The sequence below is a fragment of the Scytonema sp. HK-05 genome (assembly GCF_963872035.1).
Taxonomy (GTDB): domain Bacteria; phylum Cyanobacteriota; class Cyanobacteriia; order Cyanobacteriales; family Nostocaceae; genus Kalymmatonema.
In genome coordinates this window covers 63528-80449 of sequence record NZ_CAWMYC010000002.1, presented here as the reverse complement: position 1 = coordinate 80449, position 16922 = coordinate 63528, and the positions used below count along the sequence as shown (strand labels likewise).

Annotated in this window: 14 protein-coding genes; 7 read left to right on the top strand and 7 right to left on the bottom strand. The window is 46.1% G+C overall.

Annotated elements, in window-relative coordinates; translation table 11 throughout:
- Positions 1 to 6: 6 nt before the first annotated feature.
- Entirely contained in the window at positions 7 to 852 is an 846-nt protein-coding gene (locus AACT52_RS01380; protein WP_073629076.1) for a M28 family peptidase, read from the bottom strand.
- 116 nt (positions 853 to 968) lie between these two features.
- On the opposite strand from AACT52_RS01380, the gene dnaK reads away from it, so the two are divergent.
- From dnaK to AACT52_RS01360, 4 genes are all read left to right on the top strand, one after another.
- The gene (gene dnaK, locus AACT52_RS01375; protein ID WP_073629074.1) at positions 969 to 3125 is read left to right on the top strand and encodes a molecular chaperone DnaK; all 2157 of its coding nucleotides are present in this window, start codon (positions 969 to 971) and stop codon (positions 3123 to 3125) included.
- Positions 3126 to 3355: 230 nt separating this feature from the next.
- Positions 3356 to 4351, top strand: coding sequence for a J domain-containing protein (locus AACT52_RS01370; RefSeq protein ID WP_073629072.1), 996 nt, complete (start codon positions 3356 to 3358; stop codon positions 4349 to 4351).
- A gap of 167 nt (positions 4352 to 4518) precedes the next feature.
- Positions 4519 to 5043, top strand: a complete 525-nt coding sequence (locus AACT52_RS01365) for a J domain-containing protein (RefSeq protein ID WP_073629070.1) — start codon at positions 4519 to 4521, stop codon at positions 5041 to 5043.
- Between the two features lie 54 nt (positions 5044 to 5097).
- The gene (locus tag AACT52_RS01360; RefSeq protein WP_073629068.1) at positions 5098 to 5370 is read left to right on the top strand and encodes a DUF3143 domain-containing protein; all 273 of its coding nucleotides are present in this window, start codon (positions 5098 to 5100) and stop codon (positions 5368 to 5370) included.
- Positions 5371 to 5559: 189 nt separating this feature from the next.
- Here AACT52_RS01360 and AACT52_RS01355 read toward each other — a convergent pair whose 3' ends face one another.
- The 3 genes from AACT52_RS01355 to lysA form a co-directional block, all read right to left on the bottom strand.
- Positions 5560 to 6309: an isoprenyl transferase gene (locus tag AACT52_RS01355; RefSeq protein ID WP_073629066.1), complete on the bottom strand. Its 750-nt coding sequence runs from the start codon at positions 6307 to 6309 to the stop codon at positions 5560 to 5562.
- Positions 6306 to 7232 (bottom strand): diadenylate cyclase CdaA, encoded by a 927-nt coding sequence (gene cdaA / locus AACT52_RS01350; protein ID WP_073629064.1) that lies wholly within the window; start codon positions 7230 to 7232, stop codon positions 6306 to 6308. Before cdaA ends, AACT52_RS01355 begins: the two co-directional genes overlap by 4 nt.
- Positions 7233 to 7435: 203 nt before the next feature.
- Positions 7436 to 8980, bottom strand: coding sequence for a diaminopimelate decarboxylase (lysA, locus tag AACT52_RS01345; RefSeq protein ID WP_073629062.1), 1545 nt, complete (start codon positions 8978 to 8980; stop codon positions 7436 to 7438).
- 90 nt (positions 8981 to 9070) lie between these two features.
- Here lysA and rimI point away from each other — a divergent pair, with 90 nt between their 5' ends.
- Entirely contained in the window at positions 9071 to 9604 is a 534-nt protein-coding gene (gene rimI / locus AACT52_RS01340; protein ID WP_073629060.1) for a ribosomal protein S18-alanine N-acetyltransferase, read from the top strand.
- Between the two features lie 608 nt (positions 9605 to 10212).
- Positions 10213 to 12681, top strand: a complete 2469-nt coding sequence (locus AACT52_RS01335; protein ID WP_073629058.1) for an ATP-dependent Clp protease ATP-binding subunit — start codon at positions 10213 to 10215, stop codon at positions 12679 to 12681.
- A 558-nt stretch (positions 12682 to 13239) separates the two neighbouring features.
- On the opposite strand, the gene AACT52_RS41140 is transcribed toward AACT52_RS01335, so the two are convergent.
- The 3 genes from AACT52_RS41140 to AACT52_RS01320 form a co-directional block, all read right to left on the bottom strand.
- Positions 13240 to 13362, bottom strand: coding sequence for a hypothetical protein (locus AACT52_RS41140; protein WP_445263912.1), 123 nt, complete (start codon positions 13360 to 13362; stop codon positions 13240 to 13242).
- 273 nt (positions 13363 to 13635) lie between these two features.
- Entirely contained in the window at positions 13636 to 14274 is a 639-nt protein-coding gene (locus tag AACT52_RS01325) for a DUF1963 domain-containing protein (protein ID WP_233153841.1), read from the bottom strand.
- A gap of 203 nt (positions 14275 to 14477) precedes the next feature.
- The gene (locus AACT52_RS01320) at positions 14478 to 15557 is read right to left on the bottom strand and encodes a RuBisCO accumulation factor 1 (protein WP_073629054.1); all 1080 of its coding nucleotides are present in this window, start codon (positions 15555 to 15557) and stop codon (positions 14478 to 14480) included.
- A gap of 348 nt (positions 15558 to 15905) precedes the next feature.
- Between AACT52_RS01320 and AACT52_RS01315 the strand changes: the two genes are divergently transcribed.
- The gene (locus AACT52_RS01315; RefSeq protein WP_073629052.1) at positions 15906 to 16892 is read left to right on the top strand and encodes a response regulator; all 987 of its coding nucleotides are present in this window, start codon (positions 15906 to 15908) and stop codon (positions 16890 to 16892) included.
- Positions 16893 to 16922 lie beyond the last annotated feature (30 nt).

Below are 16922 nucleotides of genomic sequence, written 5' to 3'. Positions count from 1 at the left end.
CCTTTTTCACAAACGCCGAATACCACTTTCCAAACCTTGACACACACCAGTCAGAAAATCTAAATCCAAAGTAGCAATAGTATCGCTGGGTTTGTGATAGTTGGGATTGCGCATATTGGCTGTATCTGTCACCATGATCGCTGGATAACCTGCATCCCAAAAAGGTGCATGGTCACTCCTTCGAGTTTGAGGCACTATCTTACCTCTATTCGGCACTGGTAGCCACTGACTGGGTACGCCAACTTTGCGGATACTACGGCTAATACTTATTAAGTCGCGAATTGTCCGCCAATTACCAATTAAAGCAATAAAATCACCGCGATTAGGATAAAAGCGTTCTAAAGGAGATGGGTAATTTTGAGTACCTGGAGTCGGATCACAATATCCCAGCATTTCCAGAGAAATCATTAAGCGTAAGGGTTGCTGTTCTTGCTTCAGCTTAGCGGCATACTCAGTACTACCTAGTAAGCCGTATTCTTCCATATCAAAAGCTACCAGCCGCAGGGGATGTTTTGTCGGTTGGGCAGCAAACATTCTTGCCAATTCCAGCAAGACTGCCATACCTGTGGCATTATCATCAGCCCCTGGTGTTCCGGGTACGGCATCGTAATGGGCACCGATTAAAATTGGTGGCAATCCCTTTTGTGAGCCAGGTTGTGATGGTAAATTCAATATGAGATTTTGACAGGTTTTTCCCCTGACGCTAAAGGTGTGGATTTCCACACTTCCCAATTGTCCAAATTGTTGACGAATGTATTCTTGGACAAAAAAATGTCCAGCAGTCGCCAAATAGGGATCGCGATCGCGCGCTATTTGACTTAGGTGAGTTTCGAGTTGATTCTTGAGATTCACAAATTAACTAATGGTGAACACTGTTTGACCGTGTAATTCTCAACAGCAAGATACAATAAATCAAGCATTAGCTCTAAACAATTAATTTATAAGACACTATAGGAGAACAGTAACGCATGGGCAAGGTAGTCGGCATTGACTTGGGTACAACCAACTCAGTAGTTGCCGTCATGGAGGGTGGCAAGCCGGTGGTGATTGCCAATGCAGAAGGAATGCGAACGACTCCCTCCGTCGTCGGTTTTAGTAGTAAAGAAGGCGAAAGAGTGGTTGGGCAAATGGCACGGCGACAAACCGTCCTCAACCCACAAAATACATTTTTCGCCGTGAAACGCTTCATTGGGCGCAGGTATGCCGAACTCAGCCCAGAATCAAAGCGAGTCCCCTACACCATCCGCAAAGACGAAGTTGGTAATATCAAAATTTCTTGTCCTCGTCTCGATAAAGATTTTGCCCCAGAAGAAATTTCCGCAATGGTGCTGAAGAAATTGGCAGAGGACGCCAGTAAATACCTGGGTGAACCTGTCACAGGCGCAGTGATTACCGTGCCTGCTTATTTTAATGATTCCCAACGGCAAGCCACACGAGATGCTGGCAGAATTGCAGGTTTAGAAGTGCTACGGATTCTCAATGAACCCACCGCGGCTTCTTTGGCTTATGGATTGGATCGCGGCAACAGTGAAACCATATTAGTATTTGACTTGGGTGGTGGCACGTTTGACGTGTCGATTTTGGATGTTGGCGATGGCGTGTTTGAAGTCAGATCCACAAGTGGAGATACACAGCTTGGTGGTAATGATTTTGACAAAAAAATAGTCGATTGGTTGGCGGAGAAATTTTTAGAAGAAGAAGGGGTAGACTTAAGACGCGATCGCTCAGCTTTACAACGCCTATTAGAAGCAGCGGAAAAAGCTAAAATCGAACTTTCTTCTGTCAGCGTTACCGATATTAACTTACCCTTCATCACCGCTACAGAAGATGGTCCCAAACATCTCGAAACTCGGTTAACTCGTTCCGAATTTGAAGGTTTGTGCGATGACTTACTTGGGCGTGTGCGCCTTCCAGTCAAACGCGCACTCAAAGATGCTGGGTTGACACCCGCAGACATTGATGAAGTCGTGTTGGTGGGTGGTTGCACCCGTATGCCAATGGTACAGCAGCTCGTGCGGGCGATGATTGGCAAAGAACCCAACCAAAACGTCAATCCTGATGAAGTGGTGGCGGTGGGTGCAGCAATACAGGCGGGTATTCTCGCTGGCGAACTCAAGGATGTCCTGCTGTTGGATGTCACGCCTTTATCTTTCGGATTAGAAACCGTCAACGGCGTGATGAAAAAACTTATTCCCCGCAACACAACTATACCAGTCCGTCGCTCTGACATCTTTTCGACATCCGAAAATAACCAAAATACTGTGGAAATCCACGTCATCCAAGGTGAACGGGAGATGGCAGCAGATAACAAGTCCCTGGGACGGTTCAAGCTGTATGGCATTCCGCCAGCACCACGTGGCATACCACAGATTCAAGTATCATTTGATATAGACGCCAACGGGATTCTACAAGTGACGGCTCTGGATAGAACCACAGGTAGAGAGCAGAGTATCACAGTTCAAGGCGCTTCTACGTTGAGCGAAGGCGAAATCAGGCAGGCAATTCAAGATGCTGAGAAATACGCCGAAATCGACCGAGAACGCAAAGAACGGGTAGAAAAGCGCACTCGTGCAGAGGCGCTGATCATACAAGCAGAACGACAACTCAGAGAAGTGGCGTTGGATTTTGGGATGCAGTTTGCCCGCAGCCGTCGCCAAAGAATTGATAATATCTGCCGAGAACTGCGCGAGAGTTTGCAAGAAAACGACGACAGAGGCATTGACCAAGCTCACGCCGACCTGCAAGATGCTTTGTATGACCTAAACCGGGAAGTCCGCCAGTACTACGTTGACGACGAAGAAGATGACTTGTTCGGCACTATTCGTGACTTGTTTACTGGCGATAAAGACCGGGAACGCGAACGCGAATCTCCAAGGGATACGTTCCGCGATCCTCCCTACGGAAGCCGCCCAAGAGGCGATGGCGCAGAACGCCCACCCTACAGAGATGATGCTTCCGGAGGAAGCCGCCCAAGGGGCGAACGCGATTACTACGGCAAAAACTACGACAGGGATGATGACAGGGACTATGACAGAAGAGGTCGTTCCTCCTATGACACCGGTTCTTCACGCAAACCCCGTCCTAGCTACCAAGATAACTGGGACGATGACGATGATTGGTTATGACATAGAAGTGGATGTTTTTAGGAAATAAAGTTATAACTTTCCCGGCGGGGTTTCCCGCCCTTAATTCCTAAAATGACATCTCTAACGCAAAATAAAGATGAAAGAGGTTGATTCCGAATTCGGATTTGATCATAAGTAATAGGTAATAAGTAATTAGTTAGTCGTTCAATAATTAATGAATCGTCATTCAAAAATCTAAAATCTAAAAGCTAAAGATAAACAACAGAACTATGCAAAATTTGCAGAATTTTCGCGATTATTACGAGATTTTGGGAGTCACTAAAGAGGCAACAAATGAAGATATTAAAAAGAACTATCGACGGTTAGCGCGTCAGTATCACCCAGACCTCAATCCAGGAAACAAAGCAGCAGAGGAAAAATTTAAGGATATCGGTGAGGCATATGAAGTCCTTAGCGATCCAACTAAGCGGGCACGTTACGACGAGTTCAGTCGCTTCTGGCAACAAAAAGGCTTTGCGGGTAAACAGGCACCACGAGGAGGGAAAACCTGGGAAAATCGCTCTAACGGTCGCGCCAGCACTGCTGAGGTAGACCCAGGGAAATATGCTGATTTTGATAGTTTTATTAATCAAGTCATTGGTGTAGGCGTTCGCAAAGACAATAGAAATGGAAACTCCAGCAATGGCGCGGAGAGCGATCCGTTTAGTTCTCCGAATAGAAAAGTTCAATATACAGTCAACTCCCGCCCCACTCGTCGGGATATAGAAGCAAGATTGACCCTGCCACTCGAAAAAGCTTATAAAGGTGGTTCGGAAAGGATTCGCTTGGAAGATGGGCGATCGCTTGAAGTCAGTATGCCCCCAGCGATGGTTACAGGTCAAACCATCCGCCTAAAAAACCAAGGCATCAATGGTGGCGACTTATACTTAAAAATTACTGTAGAACCACATTCTTTATTTAAAGTAGAAGGCTCAAATGTCTTCACTCAAGTGCCGGTCACTCCTACGGAAGCCGTCTTGGGAGGACAAATAGAAGCACCAACCCTAGACGGACCAGTCAAAATGTCTATTCCCCCTGGTGTGAGATCTGGTCAACGCTTCCGTCTGGCAAATAAAGGCTACCCCAAGGAAAACGGTGAACGTGGTGACCAATTGGTGGAAATTCAGATCGTTGCTCCGAAAAATATTAGTCAGCAAGAACGTGAACTTTACGAAAAGTTACGGCAGATAGAAAGCTTTAAACCCCGCGCTGATTTGGTGAGATAGGGATTGTGAGAGTGAGTGGTTATTAGGAAATGTTAATAACTAACAACTAACAACCAATAACTGACAAACTCACTGTCATCGTCTGCTTGCCGGGTTGGTTAGGTTTAGAATATTAGAAAAAACTTTATTGCCACGTGACTCAAACAGCCGTAAATCAGAATGGGGCAATGGCACAAAGCAGCGAACCGACCTATTACTCCCTGCTAGGACTGCATCCCTCAGCATCGCCAATCGACATCCGTCGCGCTTACCGGGAACTGAGCAAGCACTATCATCCAGATACGACAAAATTGCCGACTGCTTTGGCTACTGCCAAATTTCAGCAACTTAACGAAGCGTACGCCACCCTCAGCAGTCCAGAACGACGATTTAGCTACGACCTGAAAATTGGCTATTCCCGCTTTGGGGTCATCCAAGCACCCCCTGACTTGAACCGTCCTGTTTCCTATTCCCATGACTGGTCTAAATCAGCTTACCTCGACGCCAGCGATCGCCCCCTGTCAACAGGTGAAATCTTTGCTTTGTTTATTCTGGGATTAACATTTTTAGTTTGCTTGCTGCTGGCGATCGCCATCGGTTTAACTCGTGGAGAGGCTGCCTTTCAAATGCAACTGCTACAAAATACTCCAGCAGTACAACAACCCGATACCAGTATTTCACAACTTAATATCCCTTCACAAATTCCAAAATAAAAATTAAATAAAAATTATCTTTTCACTCTTAATTGTTGACTTGTGACTGAAAATATGCTTACTCCTTCCCCGGAAACACCCTTGTATAACCATCCCCTTCCCCAAATTGAACAGTGGCTGAGAGAGCAAGGCTGTCAACAAGATGAAACACAACTGCATTGCTGGCGCGTACAGCGATCGAATTGGCAAGCAGAACTTTGGCTAGATATCGAGCAAATCATCGTGCGATATGTCCAAGCCGGAGAAGGTGGGCAAGATATCCAACGCGCGTTCAAGTATTCCCTCAGCCGACAAGATATAGAACGAGCTGTTTTTTCTGGACCTTGAATAAGCGATTAGGGATTGGGGATTAGGGATTAGGGATTAGGGATTAAGGTAAGGTGCGAGTATTGTCCAGTCGCCAGTCGCCCTTCGGGTATCTCCTTCGGAGACGCTGCGCGAACGCCAGTCGCCTCAACGGGGGGAACCCCCGCACGGCGCTGGACTCACCAGTCGCCAGTCCCCAGTCCCCAATCTTCACACTTTGCCAAATCTACGATCCCGTTGCTGATAGGCGCATAAAGCGCGATGAAACTCATTGCGGTTAAAATCAGGCCAGAAAGCTTCAGTTATATAAATTTCTGCATAAGCTATTTGCCACAGAAGGAAATTCGATACCCGCATTTCCCCACTTGTACGAATTAATAAATCTGGGTCACAAATGCCCTGAGTGTAGAGGTGACGTTCAAATGTCGCCTCATCAATTTCATCTGGTTGAAGTAGACCTTGCTCTACTTTATGGGCAATTGCGCGGCATGCCTGTAAAATTTCCTGTCTTGCCCCATAATTGGTTGCGACTGTGAATTTAATACCGCGATTGTTTCTAGTTTCTTCCATTGAACGGGAAATTTCTTCTTGCAGCGAACTGGGTAAGGCGCTCAAATTGCCCACAAATCTAATTTGAACATTCTCCTCCATCATTTCCCGCAGTTCTTGGCGCAAAACCCGCTGAAATAGAGTCATCAAAAAATCTACTTCTTCGCTCGGTCTTCCCCAGTTTTCAGTCGAAAAAGCATAAGCCGTCAGCGCCCCAATTCCCCAATCATCGCAACAGCGAAGCAAATTTTTCAGAGCATCTACTCCCCGCTGATGTCCTATAAATCGGGGGAGTCCTCGACTTTTAGCCCATCGACCATTGCCATCACAAATCACCGCAACGTGCTTGGGCAATAGTTCTCGTTTTAAATCAGGGGGCAACTCTTGCAGTTCAGTGTGTTGTGCTGTCATTTCTTATCTCGTCGTGAAGCAGTCGATGGTAATCCTAGTAAACGTGAAATCAGTGCTAATGCTTTACCACGAATCTGACGACCCAAACTTAACAAATCAGGAGCAACATTCTCCCGATCAACAGTTGGGGAAAATCGAGCCTCTAATGACTCTTTCAGCTTCGTAATGGTCAGTGGTCTGTTTAGGGTTCCTCGTTCCGCTAAAGAAATGGAACCTGTTTCTTCTGATACAACCACACAAATGCAATTTTCGACCCGCTCAGTAATTCCCATCGCCGCCCGGTGGCGTGTTCCCAATTGGCGTGAGGCTGTGCGTCCCGATAGCGGTAAAATTATACCTGATGCCACGATGCGCGAGCCACGAATTAACGTTGCCCCATCGTGTAATAAAGTTTTCGGCTGAAAAATCGTCTGTATAAGTTCTTTTGAAACTTCGGCATTCAGCTTTACTCCCGGCACAGAAAAATCCCGCTCGTCAATAGGACCAGTGGTTTCCAAAATTAGCAAAGCTCCAATCCGGTTTTTCGACAGTTCTTTAACAGCATCGACAATTTCATCAATTACACTATCAGATTTAGGAACCGCCAGACGGGACGGTTGAAACAACTGCCGGAATTCACCACGTCCCAATTGTTCCAAAAAACGGCGAAACTCTGACTGGAGAGCAACCGCCATTGCTACAGCACAGCCAATTACTAACTTCTCCAGCACAAAGTTCAGCAGTTGTAGGTGCAATCTGCTACTTATTGCTGATGCCAGCATCAGAATAATAAATCCTCGCACCATCCAAAGTGTCCGGCGCTCACTAATAATAACGAGTATCATGTACGTCAGCGCCAGTACTAACACAATATCCAGAGTCTCAACCAGCAAGGACTGTGACCTTCCTAGGTTTATCAGCCATTGCGTCCACCAATCTTCCATGACATCTGGCGTGAAAGTATGAAGTATGAAGTGTGAAGAATGAAGAATGAAGAAGGAAGAATCAAGAATGAAGAATGAAGAATGAAGGATAAAGGATGAAGTATCAAGTATGAAGTATAAAATTTTCATCCTTTACTGTTCTACCTTCCTTTCATCCTTTATCCTTCTTTGTTTCTTTCTTTCTCTATCCTTCTACCTTCGTTTCATCCTTCATCCTTCTTAAGTCTTTCTGGTAGACGATCCTGTCGAATCAAGTCTTGATAAGTTTCGCGTTGCAAAATCAAATTTGCTTCGCCATTGGCTACTATAACAGCTGCCGGTCGAGGCAAGCGGTTGTAGTTAGATGCCATACTGTAATTGTAAGCACCAGTTGCCATGACTACGAGAATATCCCCTGGTTCCGTTTTTGGTACCTGGGCATCCTTTATTACAATATCCCCTGATTCACAATGCTTTCCGGCAATTGTTACAGTTTCTGTAAGTGGAGCAGACAATCGATTGGCAACGACGGCGCGATACACTGACTGATATGTAATTGGGCGTGGGTTATCAGACATTCCCCCATCAACTGCTACGTAGGTACGTATTTCTGGAACGACCTTGGAAGAGCCAATGGTGTAAGCTGTCACACAAGCTGTTCCAATCAGGGAACGCCCCGGTTCAGATAATAATTTTGGCAAAGGCAAATTTGCTGCCTCACAAGCTTCTTGAATCACTTCACAAATCGGTTTTACCCACTCTTCGATGCTAGGTGGATCGTCCGATTCTGTGTACTTAATCCCTAAGCCGCCTCCCACATTCAACTCTTTGACCGATAAACCGTATCCAGCAGCTTTACTCATCCACTGCACCATAACCGCAGCTAAATCCTGATGCGGTTGGCGTTCAAAAATCTGAGAACCAATATGGGCGTGTAATCCCACACAGTCAATCACAGATTGTTGACTCACAAAAGTAAACAAGTCATCGAGTTGATTGGGATCAAAGCCAAATTTACTATCCAGGTGTCCCGTGCGAATATACTCGTGTGTATGACATTCTATACCAGGCGTTAAACGCAGCATGATGCGGATGGGGGCTAGCGACTGGTGAGTCCAGCGCCGTGCGGGGGTTCCCCCCGTTGAGGCGACTGGCGTTCGCGCAGCGTCTCCGAAGGAGATACCCGAAGGGCGACTAGCGACTGGGGACTGGGAACTACTCCCAATCCCTAATCCCGAATCCCCAATTCCTAGGGAAACCAAAGTGTGCAACTCATGCCAGTTATCCACTACGATGGTGCAGCCAGACTCAATGGCATAAATCAGCTCTTGGCGGGATTTATTATTGCCGTGGAAGTAGATTTTTTCGGGACTCACGCCCGCAGTTAAGGCTGTGTAGAGTTCGCCTCCAGAAACGACATCTATTCCTAAACCAACGGAAGCTACTACAGCGCAAACAGCTAAGCAACTCCACGCCTTGGAAGCGTACAGTACCTGAGATTCTCCCTTGTAGTAGCGCTTGAAGCTGTCCCGGTACTGCTGACAAGCTATTGTGAGGGTTTCTTCATCTAAAATATATAATGGTGAACCAAATTGCTCAACTAAGGTTGTGACATCACAGCCTCCTATTTCCAAATTGTTATGACTGTTTATTCTGGCACTCAGCGGTAGAAGTTCCTGATTTGGTGAAAGACTTGTGTTTGAAGTGCTTGATGCAGGCAAATACTGACTACCAAAATGTTGAACCCCAGTAGGGTGTGTCGATACCATAACTATAAAAGTTGTCCTTGTCTAAATTACGGGCGTGAGTAAGTCCTCCGCTTCCCAGTTTACAAAGGGCTTGTACCATTACGAACAAGTGTGACCAAATTACCATTAGAAATTAGACATCTAACTCCAGCAGATTTGAATGCAGTGCTGGAACTTGATCAAGCCTGTTTTGGTGGTTTGTGGACTTTAGAAGCCTATCAACGAGAGTTAGATAGCCCTAACAGTGACTTACTCGGTTTGTTTTCCTCTGTTTCTGTCAACAGACTACTGGGAATATGTTGCTTTTGGTCAATTTTAGATGAAGCACACATCACAATTTTGGCGGTTCATCCCCAATACCACCATCAAGGCTTCGGACAGGCTTTACTATACTCTGTGCTAAAAACTGCTTGCGATCGCGGCTTGGAACGAGCAACTCTCGAAGTCCGAGCTTCCAACTCGGCGGCAATTTCCTTATATCAAAAATTTGGCTTCAAAACAGCTGGGCGGCGGCGGCGCTACTACAAAGATAATGATGAGGACGCGCTGATACTTTGGCTGCCAGACTTGCAACACCCGGAATTTCAACAAACTTTAGAGAACTGGTGTACCATAATTAGCGATCGCTTAACAAAAGCCTCTTGATCATTAGTCATTGGTGAGTCCAGTGCTGTGCCTCCTAAGGGAGGAGCTTCGCTAACGCGCAGCGTGGCACGAAGTGCCATAGGAGGGTTTCCCGACCTAGGCAACTGGCGAACCCGTAAGGGTCATTAGCTTTTGATTAGCTTTTTTTATTGAATTTATTATTTTCTTTTTCTCTTTATAATGATTTTCGATTGGATGCAAAATATATCTGGAGGCGTATACCCTAGCCTCAGCAAGCGTTTGGCGCTTACACTCCGACAATTTTGTCTATGCTCGTTATATAAGAAATTATCATAAAGTTTCAAAGCTTCTTGACACGAATACTCAACTCTGGTATTAGTGTTTATTTGGGATTGAATAAAAACTTTTCAATCCAACCATCAATTGTTCGTGGTCAACCCTAAAAAAGGTAAACAAAGTTACGCTCCTCAGCACACTGACCGCACAAAAGTAAAGAAAATTAAATAAAAATCATGAAAATTTAGCAATCGCCCCATAAAGCTGGGTGAGTGATGGCGGATGTCTATTTCTTTATACAAGCATCCGTCCGCTTAGCCTGTGCTAAAATCAGCGTACCGGCACGACGCAGGTGATGGGACGAATGCCATATGTTTGAACGCTTCACAGAAAAAGCCATAAAGGTAATAATGCTAGCCCAGGAAGAAGCTCGCCGTCTTGGGCATAATTTCGTGGGTACCGAACAGATCCTCTTGGGTCTGATTGGAGAAGGTACCGGAGTGGCGGCTAAGGTACTGAAGTCTATGGGCGTCAATCTCAAAGACGCTCGGATTGAAGTAGAAAAAATCATAGGTCGAGGCTCAGGCTTTGTCGCTGTGGAAATTCCGTTTACCCCACGGGCAAAGCGGGTTCTAGAACTATCCTTGGAAGAAGCGCGCCAATTAGGCCATAACTATATTGGCACCGAGCATCTGCTGTTGGGCTTGATCCGAGAAGGGGAAGGTGTAGCAGCCAGAGTGCTAGAAAACCTAGGGGTAGATCTATCTAAAGTAAGAACCCAAGTCATCCGAATGCTGGGCGAAACAGCTGAGGTAACTGGTGGTGGTCAACCACGCGGGAACAAAACCCCAACATTGGACGAGTTTGGCTCAAATCTGACCCAAATGGCAGCTGACGGCAAGCTCGATCCAGTGGTGGGACGTGCCAAAGAAATTGAACGCGTGATCCAGATTTTGGGTCGCCGGACAAAAAATAATCCCGTGCTGATTGGGGAACCAGGGGTAGGTAAAACCGCGATCGCCGAAGGTTTAGCACAACGCATTGCCAACAAAGATGTCCCGGACATCCTAGAAGACAAGCGTGTGGTGACTCTGGATATCGGTCTACTTGTCGCAGGAACCAAGTACCGGGGTGAATTTGAAGAACGCCTGAAGAAAATCATGGATGAAATTCGTCAGGCGGGCAATGTCGTTCTCGTGATTGACGAGGTCCACACCTTAATTGGTGCAGGTGCGGCAGAAGGCGCAATCGATGCAGCAAATATCCTCAAACCCGCCTTGGCGCGAGGAGAACTACAGTGCATCGGAGCCACAACTCTAGATGAATACCGCAAGCACATCGAGCGGGATGCAGCTCTTGAGCGTCGCTTCCAGCCAGTCATGGTGGGTGAACCATCAGTAGATGAGACAATTGAGATTCTCTATGGTCTACGCGATCGCTACGAACAGCACCACAAGCTGAAAATCTCCGATGAAGCTTTGGTTGCAGCGGCGAAGTTGTCTGACCGTTACATCAGTGATCGTTATCTCCCAGATAAGGCAATCGACTTGATTGACGAAGCAGGAAGCCGGGTTCGCTTGATTAACTCCCAACTGCCCCCGGCAGCGAAAGAGTTGGACAAAGAACTGCGTCAGATTTTGAAAGAAAAAGACGATGCAGTCCGCGCTCAAGACTTTGACCGAGCTGGCGAATTGCGCGATCGCGAAATGGAAATCAAAGCCGAAATTCGCGCCATTGCTCAAAGCAAAACGAATTCTACCCGCACTGAAGGTGACGAACCTGTTGTAACGGAAGAAGACATTGCTCACATTGTCGCTTCCTGGACTGGAGTTCCGGTGAACAAACTCACCGAATCCGAATCCGAGAAGCTGCTGCACATGGAAGACACCCTCCATCAGCGCTTGATTGGTCAAGAAGATGCTGTGAAAGCGGTTTCGCGGGCAATTCGTCGTGCTCGTGTCGGTTTGAAGAATCCTAATCGACCCATTGCTAGCTTTGTCTTCTCTGGTCCTACAGGTGTAGGTAAAACCGAGTTGGCAAAAGCTTTGGCTTCTTACTTCTTCGGTTCCGAAGAAGCGATGATTCGCCTAGATATGTCGGAATACATGGAGCGCCACACCGTCAGCAAGCTGATTGGTTCGCCTCCTGGTTATGTCGGATATAACGAAGGCGGTCAACTGACCGAAGCTGTGCGGCGTCGTCCTTACACGGTAGTGCTGTTCGACGAAATCGAAAAAGCACACCCCGACGTCTTCAATATGCTGCTGCAAATTTTGGAAGACGGTCGCTTAACGGATGCTAAAGGTCGCACCGTAGACTTCAAGAACACCTTGCTGATTTTAACATCTAATATCGGTTCTAAGGTGATTGAGAAGAGTGGTAGCGGTTTCGGCTTTGATGTTGCTGAAGACCAAACAGAAGCGCAGTACAACCGGATTAAATCTCTGGTCAACGAAGAACTCAAGCAGTACTTCCGTCCTGAGTTCCTCAACCGTTTGGATGAAATCATCGTCTTCCGTCAATTGAGCAAAGAAGAGGTCTCCGAAATCTCCGACATCATGCTCAAGGAAGTGTTTGGTCGCCTCACAGAAAAAGGCATCACACTGGAAGTTACCGACAAATTCAAAGACCGCCTCATCCAAGAAGGTTACAGCCCCAGCTACGGCGCAAGACCATTACGTCGGGCAATTATGCGCTTGTTAGAAGATAGCCTCGCTGAAGAGATTCTATCTGGTCGCATTAAGGATGGTGATACAGCGATCGTTGATGTCGATGACACTGGCAATGTGGTTGTCAGATCTGAACAGCGCCGGGAATTGTTAACCCCTGTCGTTGAATAGGAAGAAAGAAGAAAAAGAAAGAAGATTAAATAATTCTTCTCTTTTCTTTCTTCACTCTTCACTCTTTTAATAAATGGTAGAGTAGACAATTGCTCTACCTTTTTTGTTGTCCAACAATTTCCACGGCTTGGAAGTTTGTCCTTCACCCTAACAGACTAAAGTTGCGGGGATTTTTTAGCTTGAGCGGCTATTCATCCCGCACCGCCCGCTGAAAGCTTGGTGTCGGGATGAATAGCCGGACAAAAACGAGGCGTACCCGACGCATTGTCCCCTAGAAATTGAGCCAGCCCTATTACAACGAATACTCGACTTGGAAGACAGATAAACATTACAAGGGCTGGCTCAATTTCTTCGTGTTAGACCCCCGCCCCGAACGGCAGGCGCTTCAAGCCGGGGAACCCGTCCAACGCGCTGCCTCCCTATGTTGACCGTCGGTTAATGCGGGAGTGGGGTACCCTCGTTTTTGTTAATCTCCGTGTTGGGTAACCTGTCAACAAGCGTCTTCAACAATTTGGGTAATCGTCTTATCTTTACTTGCTGCATATGACCGCAACTTGTTTAACCTACGAGTTGACGAAGTGTCCCTAAGACAACGCTCATCAAGGTGATATAGCCAGTGACATCGGATGGAACTTCAATCACCATTCTCTGAATTTCTAAATTTGGCACTGATGTCAGCAAATCGCTTAAAATATCGAGTTGAGAGCGCTTTTCTACGACTTCTAGTGTTTTGAATGCTGGGATTCAAACATCACAAACACCCCAAGTAGGTGCACTACCTACCTGATTAACCACAAGCCCAACCAAAGGCGACCTGGGTTTTGTGCGTCTTACACTGTGTGATGTGACCACACCCGACATCGCCAAACATAAACGGCAGATTGTTCTGCGAGTCAGCTAATGTTTTCGGATGATACCCAAATCGTTTTTGAACTTGAATCGGAGATAAATACATCAGGGTGAAAAAATAGTATGACTCACTCCATTTAACTCCGAAATTGTGTTTTCTAGTAATGAGTCCAGCTGAAACACTAACCGCATTCTTTGATTGCATACTGGGCAATTGGGATATTCGATTCCTTGAACCCAGCATGGCCAACCTGAGAGTTTGTCGCCGGAGTAGTGCGGATATTCCAACTCGATGTTATCCCACTCATTATCAGTTAAGTCTATTCCAAGTTCTGTGAGTTCTTCAGAGCCGGGATAATCTTGTATTTCCTCCCAGCTTACAATTTCTTTTGGGGGAAAGTAATTCTCTATGTCCGGTATTTCAATATCTAGCGCTTCCGTGTCAGGTTGAACAACTCGGACAAGCGTGCTTTTAGCAAAGGGTAACCAAGCTTCACACTCGGCTTCACAATCAGTATCTGTGCTTGTACAGTAAAACAGTTGGAGTAATCCGGTGCCGAACTCTCCCTGTATGGATTCTGCCAAAGAGTTGAGATTAAGTTGCAAAAACAGTTGCATAGGTTTACCGCAATGTTGACAGACGGGCCAGTGTTCGTTCTTGTTCAACCACGGTTTTCCCGAAAACTTGGAGGCTTTGAGCGCACCGTCACCCTCACTCACTTTTGGTAAAAAAGCAGCACGCATGAACGGTCTTATGGATGCAGGAATCAAATCCATGTAGGCAAGTATCTTACTATAGTTCTTAGGTTATTCGTTCCTCTCCTGATTATTCTTGTTATCTTTGTTTCTATACAGAAAATGAGCAGTATTGCAAAAACAAAGCCGAGATACTGAGGATACGTAAACATTTCCTCATTGATAAGAAAACTTTTACTGATAGCTAATATCTATTCGTCTATTTGCCAAACATCCTTGGTTACATTTTCATCCAAAATCTTCTTCGGTCGCACAATCACAATGATTCGCCCAAGTAGCGGAATTTCCGGTGCGGTTTCAAACCATTGAAAGTCTAACTCCCCAGAGTTATCAACCACAAAATAACTATTAGCGTCCCATTCTCGCTGTTGCCGATCTATAACAACCAACACCGGTTGTGAAACATTTTGTGTTTGGTTGGGAAAGCGATCGCTCTTGCACAAAATCACCACTGGTTCTTCGGCATTCAACAAAACCTGCCAACCTGGTAATGGTACCCAAGCTTGCTCTCCTGCAAACTTGACCATGCGAAATGGTTCTATCTCTTCTATTACGGGTACTGCTTGCAGGTCTTTTGGTGCCAATGGCAACTCACCGACCACTGGCACGAGCCGAGGCAATTCTTCCTCTGAGTCTAGGCGGTAAAAGGGTAAAATAGGGGCAGGACGTTTAGGTACGACCGTAAAATCAGTCAATAACTGTTCGATTTGTTTCCTTGCTGTTTGTGAGTGAGCAAAACGCAAACCTTTGGCTATCAGGCGCGAGCGTTGTTGTAAGTCTGAGTTTTGGCGTGCTAGTTTCCAACATTGATAGGCAACTGCGTCTCCTGGATGATTTTCAAACCCCTCAGGTAAGGTACGAAAGCGGGAAAAATCTTTTATTGCTTTGGCGACTTCCCGCGCCTCATCAACATCAATTTTGTGTTGGAAGCTGAGTTCTGCAGCAGCGGCGCGTTCTTCTTGGGTGAGCAGCCGCAGTTCGTACAAAACATCACTTCCGCGCGTGGCGTAATGCGATCGCACTGCAACAGATGCACCAGCCTTTTCTATAGAATTGTAAACTTGAGAGCCAACAACGACCTGATTTTGTTGTATTTGCTCAAATCCAGTTGCCTCAAAAATGGCTTGGGGATCGTAACCGAGTTTTTGCAGTTGGGCTATAGCAGCTCCCCATTCCACCCAGGTGCCTTGCTTTTGTCTCAGCTTGCGCAGCAACTCTGGTGCCACATCGTTATTATCAGAATTTTGAGCATTGGGTGGTAGGTCAGTCATAATTCACGGTTCGAGCTTCAACAGAAGGCGGTTAATACTTATGCAGCAAATCTCATTGTATTATGAATCTTCCCGCACCTGACTCTTCAAGTACAGATGGGGTTTCAATAGTCTATTGTGAAGCCGATTTTTCAGTTCTCAATAAAAAAACAGTTTCTCGTCCTTGTTTTTACGTAATAACACTTAAAAAAAACTTGAAATAGTCTCTTATTTTGTTGTATAAATTACAAATAAAGGTTTAGAGAGTCAATATATGTTAGTTGGCGAAAGTCCAAGTTGAGGCATTCCCCCGCGAGTACAGAAGCCCCGTCCGCCGGGAGCGGCGGGGTAGTTCACGGCATTGCTTTTATGAATAATGAAATTCCGGAACTAGATAAGATTCGGTGTCAATTAATGACAATAGAGAAACCAAAAAAGCAGAAAATCTTGGTAGTTGATGACGAACAAGATAATCTGGATTTGCTTTACCGCACCTTCCGCCGCGACTTTAATGTCTTGAAAGCAGAGAGTGGCATGAACGCTCTAGAAGTGTTGGCAGCAGAAGGAGAAGTCGCTGTTATTATATCCGACCAGCGGATGCCACAAATGAAGGGAACTGAGTTTCTCAGCAAGACTGTGCCTCAGTTTCCGGATACCGTAAGAATTATCCTCACTGGTTTTACTGATATTGAAGACTTAGTAGAGGCTATAAATACAGGACAAGTGTACAAGTATATTACCAAGCCTTGGGACCCAGGGGAATTGAAAGCGGTGGTGCAGCAAGCGGCTCAAACCTACGATTTGCTCAAGCAACCAACAGAAGAATTGCGCCGTGCTGATGCTCAAATGGCGCTGCTGAGGGTTCTAGTGCAGGTGGCTCAAGAATCTACCTGTTTGGAGGCAACTCTCAACCCCATCGCTAGGGCTTTTGGTGAAGGTTTTGCCGCTGATAGCTGTATATTACAGCTAGTAGAAGGTAATGCCTTAGTTGCCAATCAAGGGACTTACAGTATTTCAGGTACAGTAGAAAACTGGCTGGCTCAAGACCCACTGACAACAGAGGCGATCGCCCTTAAGGGCGCTGCGCTCCGCGCAATCGCTACTCAGCAAATGCAAGTCTCAGGTAATATACTTAACGACCAAAAGTTGGCTGGTGTTGCTCACTACCCAGCTCACGGAGTTCAAGCACATCTCATTGTTCCAATAACCTATCGTCACGAAGTGTTGGCGGTGTTGTCAATACAGTGGAAACAAAAGAGCACTTTGCGTCAAGATGAACTGAAACTCATTGATTTATCAGCTCAACTGGTGGCGATCGCGCTTACTTGCACTCGTTACTATCAACCTAGAAAATAGTCATTGGTTATTTGTTCTTCGTCGTTTGTC

Coding starts and splice junctions, on each gene's coding strand:
- dnaK (WP_073629074.1), top strand. CDS start 969: ATGGGCAAGGTAGTCGGCATTGACTTGGGTACAACCAACTCAGTAGTT.
- AACT52_RS01370 (WP_073629072.1), top strand. CDS start 3,356: ATGCAAAATTTGCAGAATTTTCGCGATTATTACGAGATTTTGGGAGTC.
- AACT52_RS01365 (WP_073629070.1), top strand. CDS start 4,519: ATGGCACAAAGCAGCGAACCGACCTATTACTCCCTGCTAGGACTGCAT.
- AACT52_RS01360 (WP_073629068.1), top strand. CDS start 5,098: ATGCTTACTCCTTCCCCGGAAACACCCTTGTATAACCATCCCCTTCCC.
- AACT52_RS01355 (WP_073629066.1), bottom strand. CDS start 6,309: ATGACAGCACAACACACTGAACTGCAAGAGTTGCCCCCTGATTTAAAA.
- cdaA (WP_073629064.1), bottom strand. CDS start 7,232: ATGGAAGATTGGTGGACGCAATGGCTGATAAACCTAGGAAGGTCACAG.
- lysA (WP_073629062.1), bottom strand. CDS start 8,980: ATGGTATCGACACACCCTACTGGGGTTCAACATTTTGGTAGTCAGTAT.
- AACT52_RS01335 (WP_073629058.1), top strand. CDS start 10,213: ATGTTTGAACGCTTCACAGAAAAAGCCATAAAGGTAATAATGCTAGCC.
- AACT52_RS01325 (WP_233153841.1), bottom strand. CDS start 14,274: ATGCGTGCTGCTTTTTTACCAAAAGTGAGTGAGGGTGACGGTGCGCTC.
- AACT52_RS01320 (WP_073629054.1), bottom strand. CDS start 15,557: ATGACTGACCTACCACCCAATGCTCAAAATTCTGATAATAACGATGTG.
- AACT52_RS01315 (WP_073629052.1), top strand. CDS start 15,906: ATGAATAATGAAATTCCGGAACTAGATAAGATTCGGTGTCAATTAATG.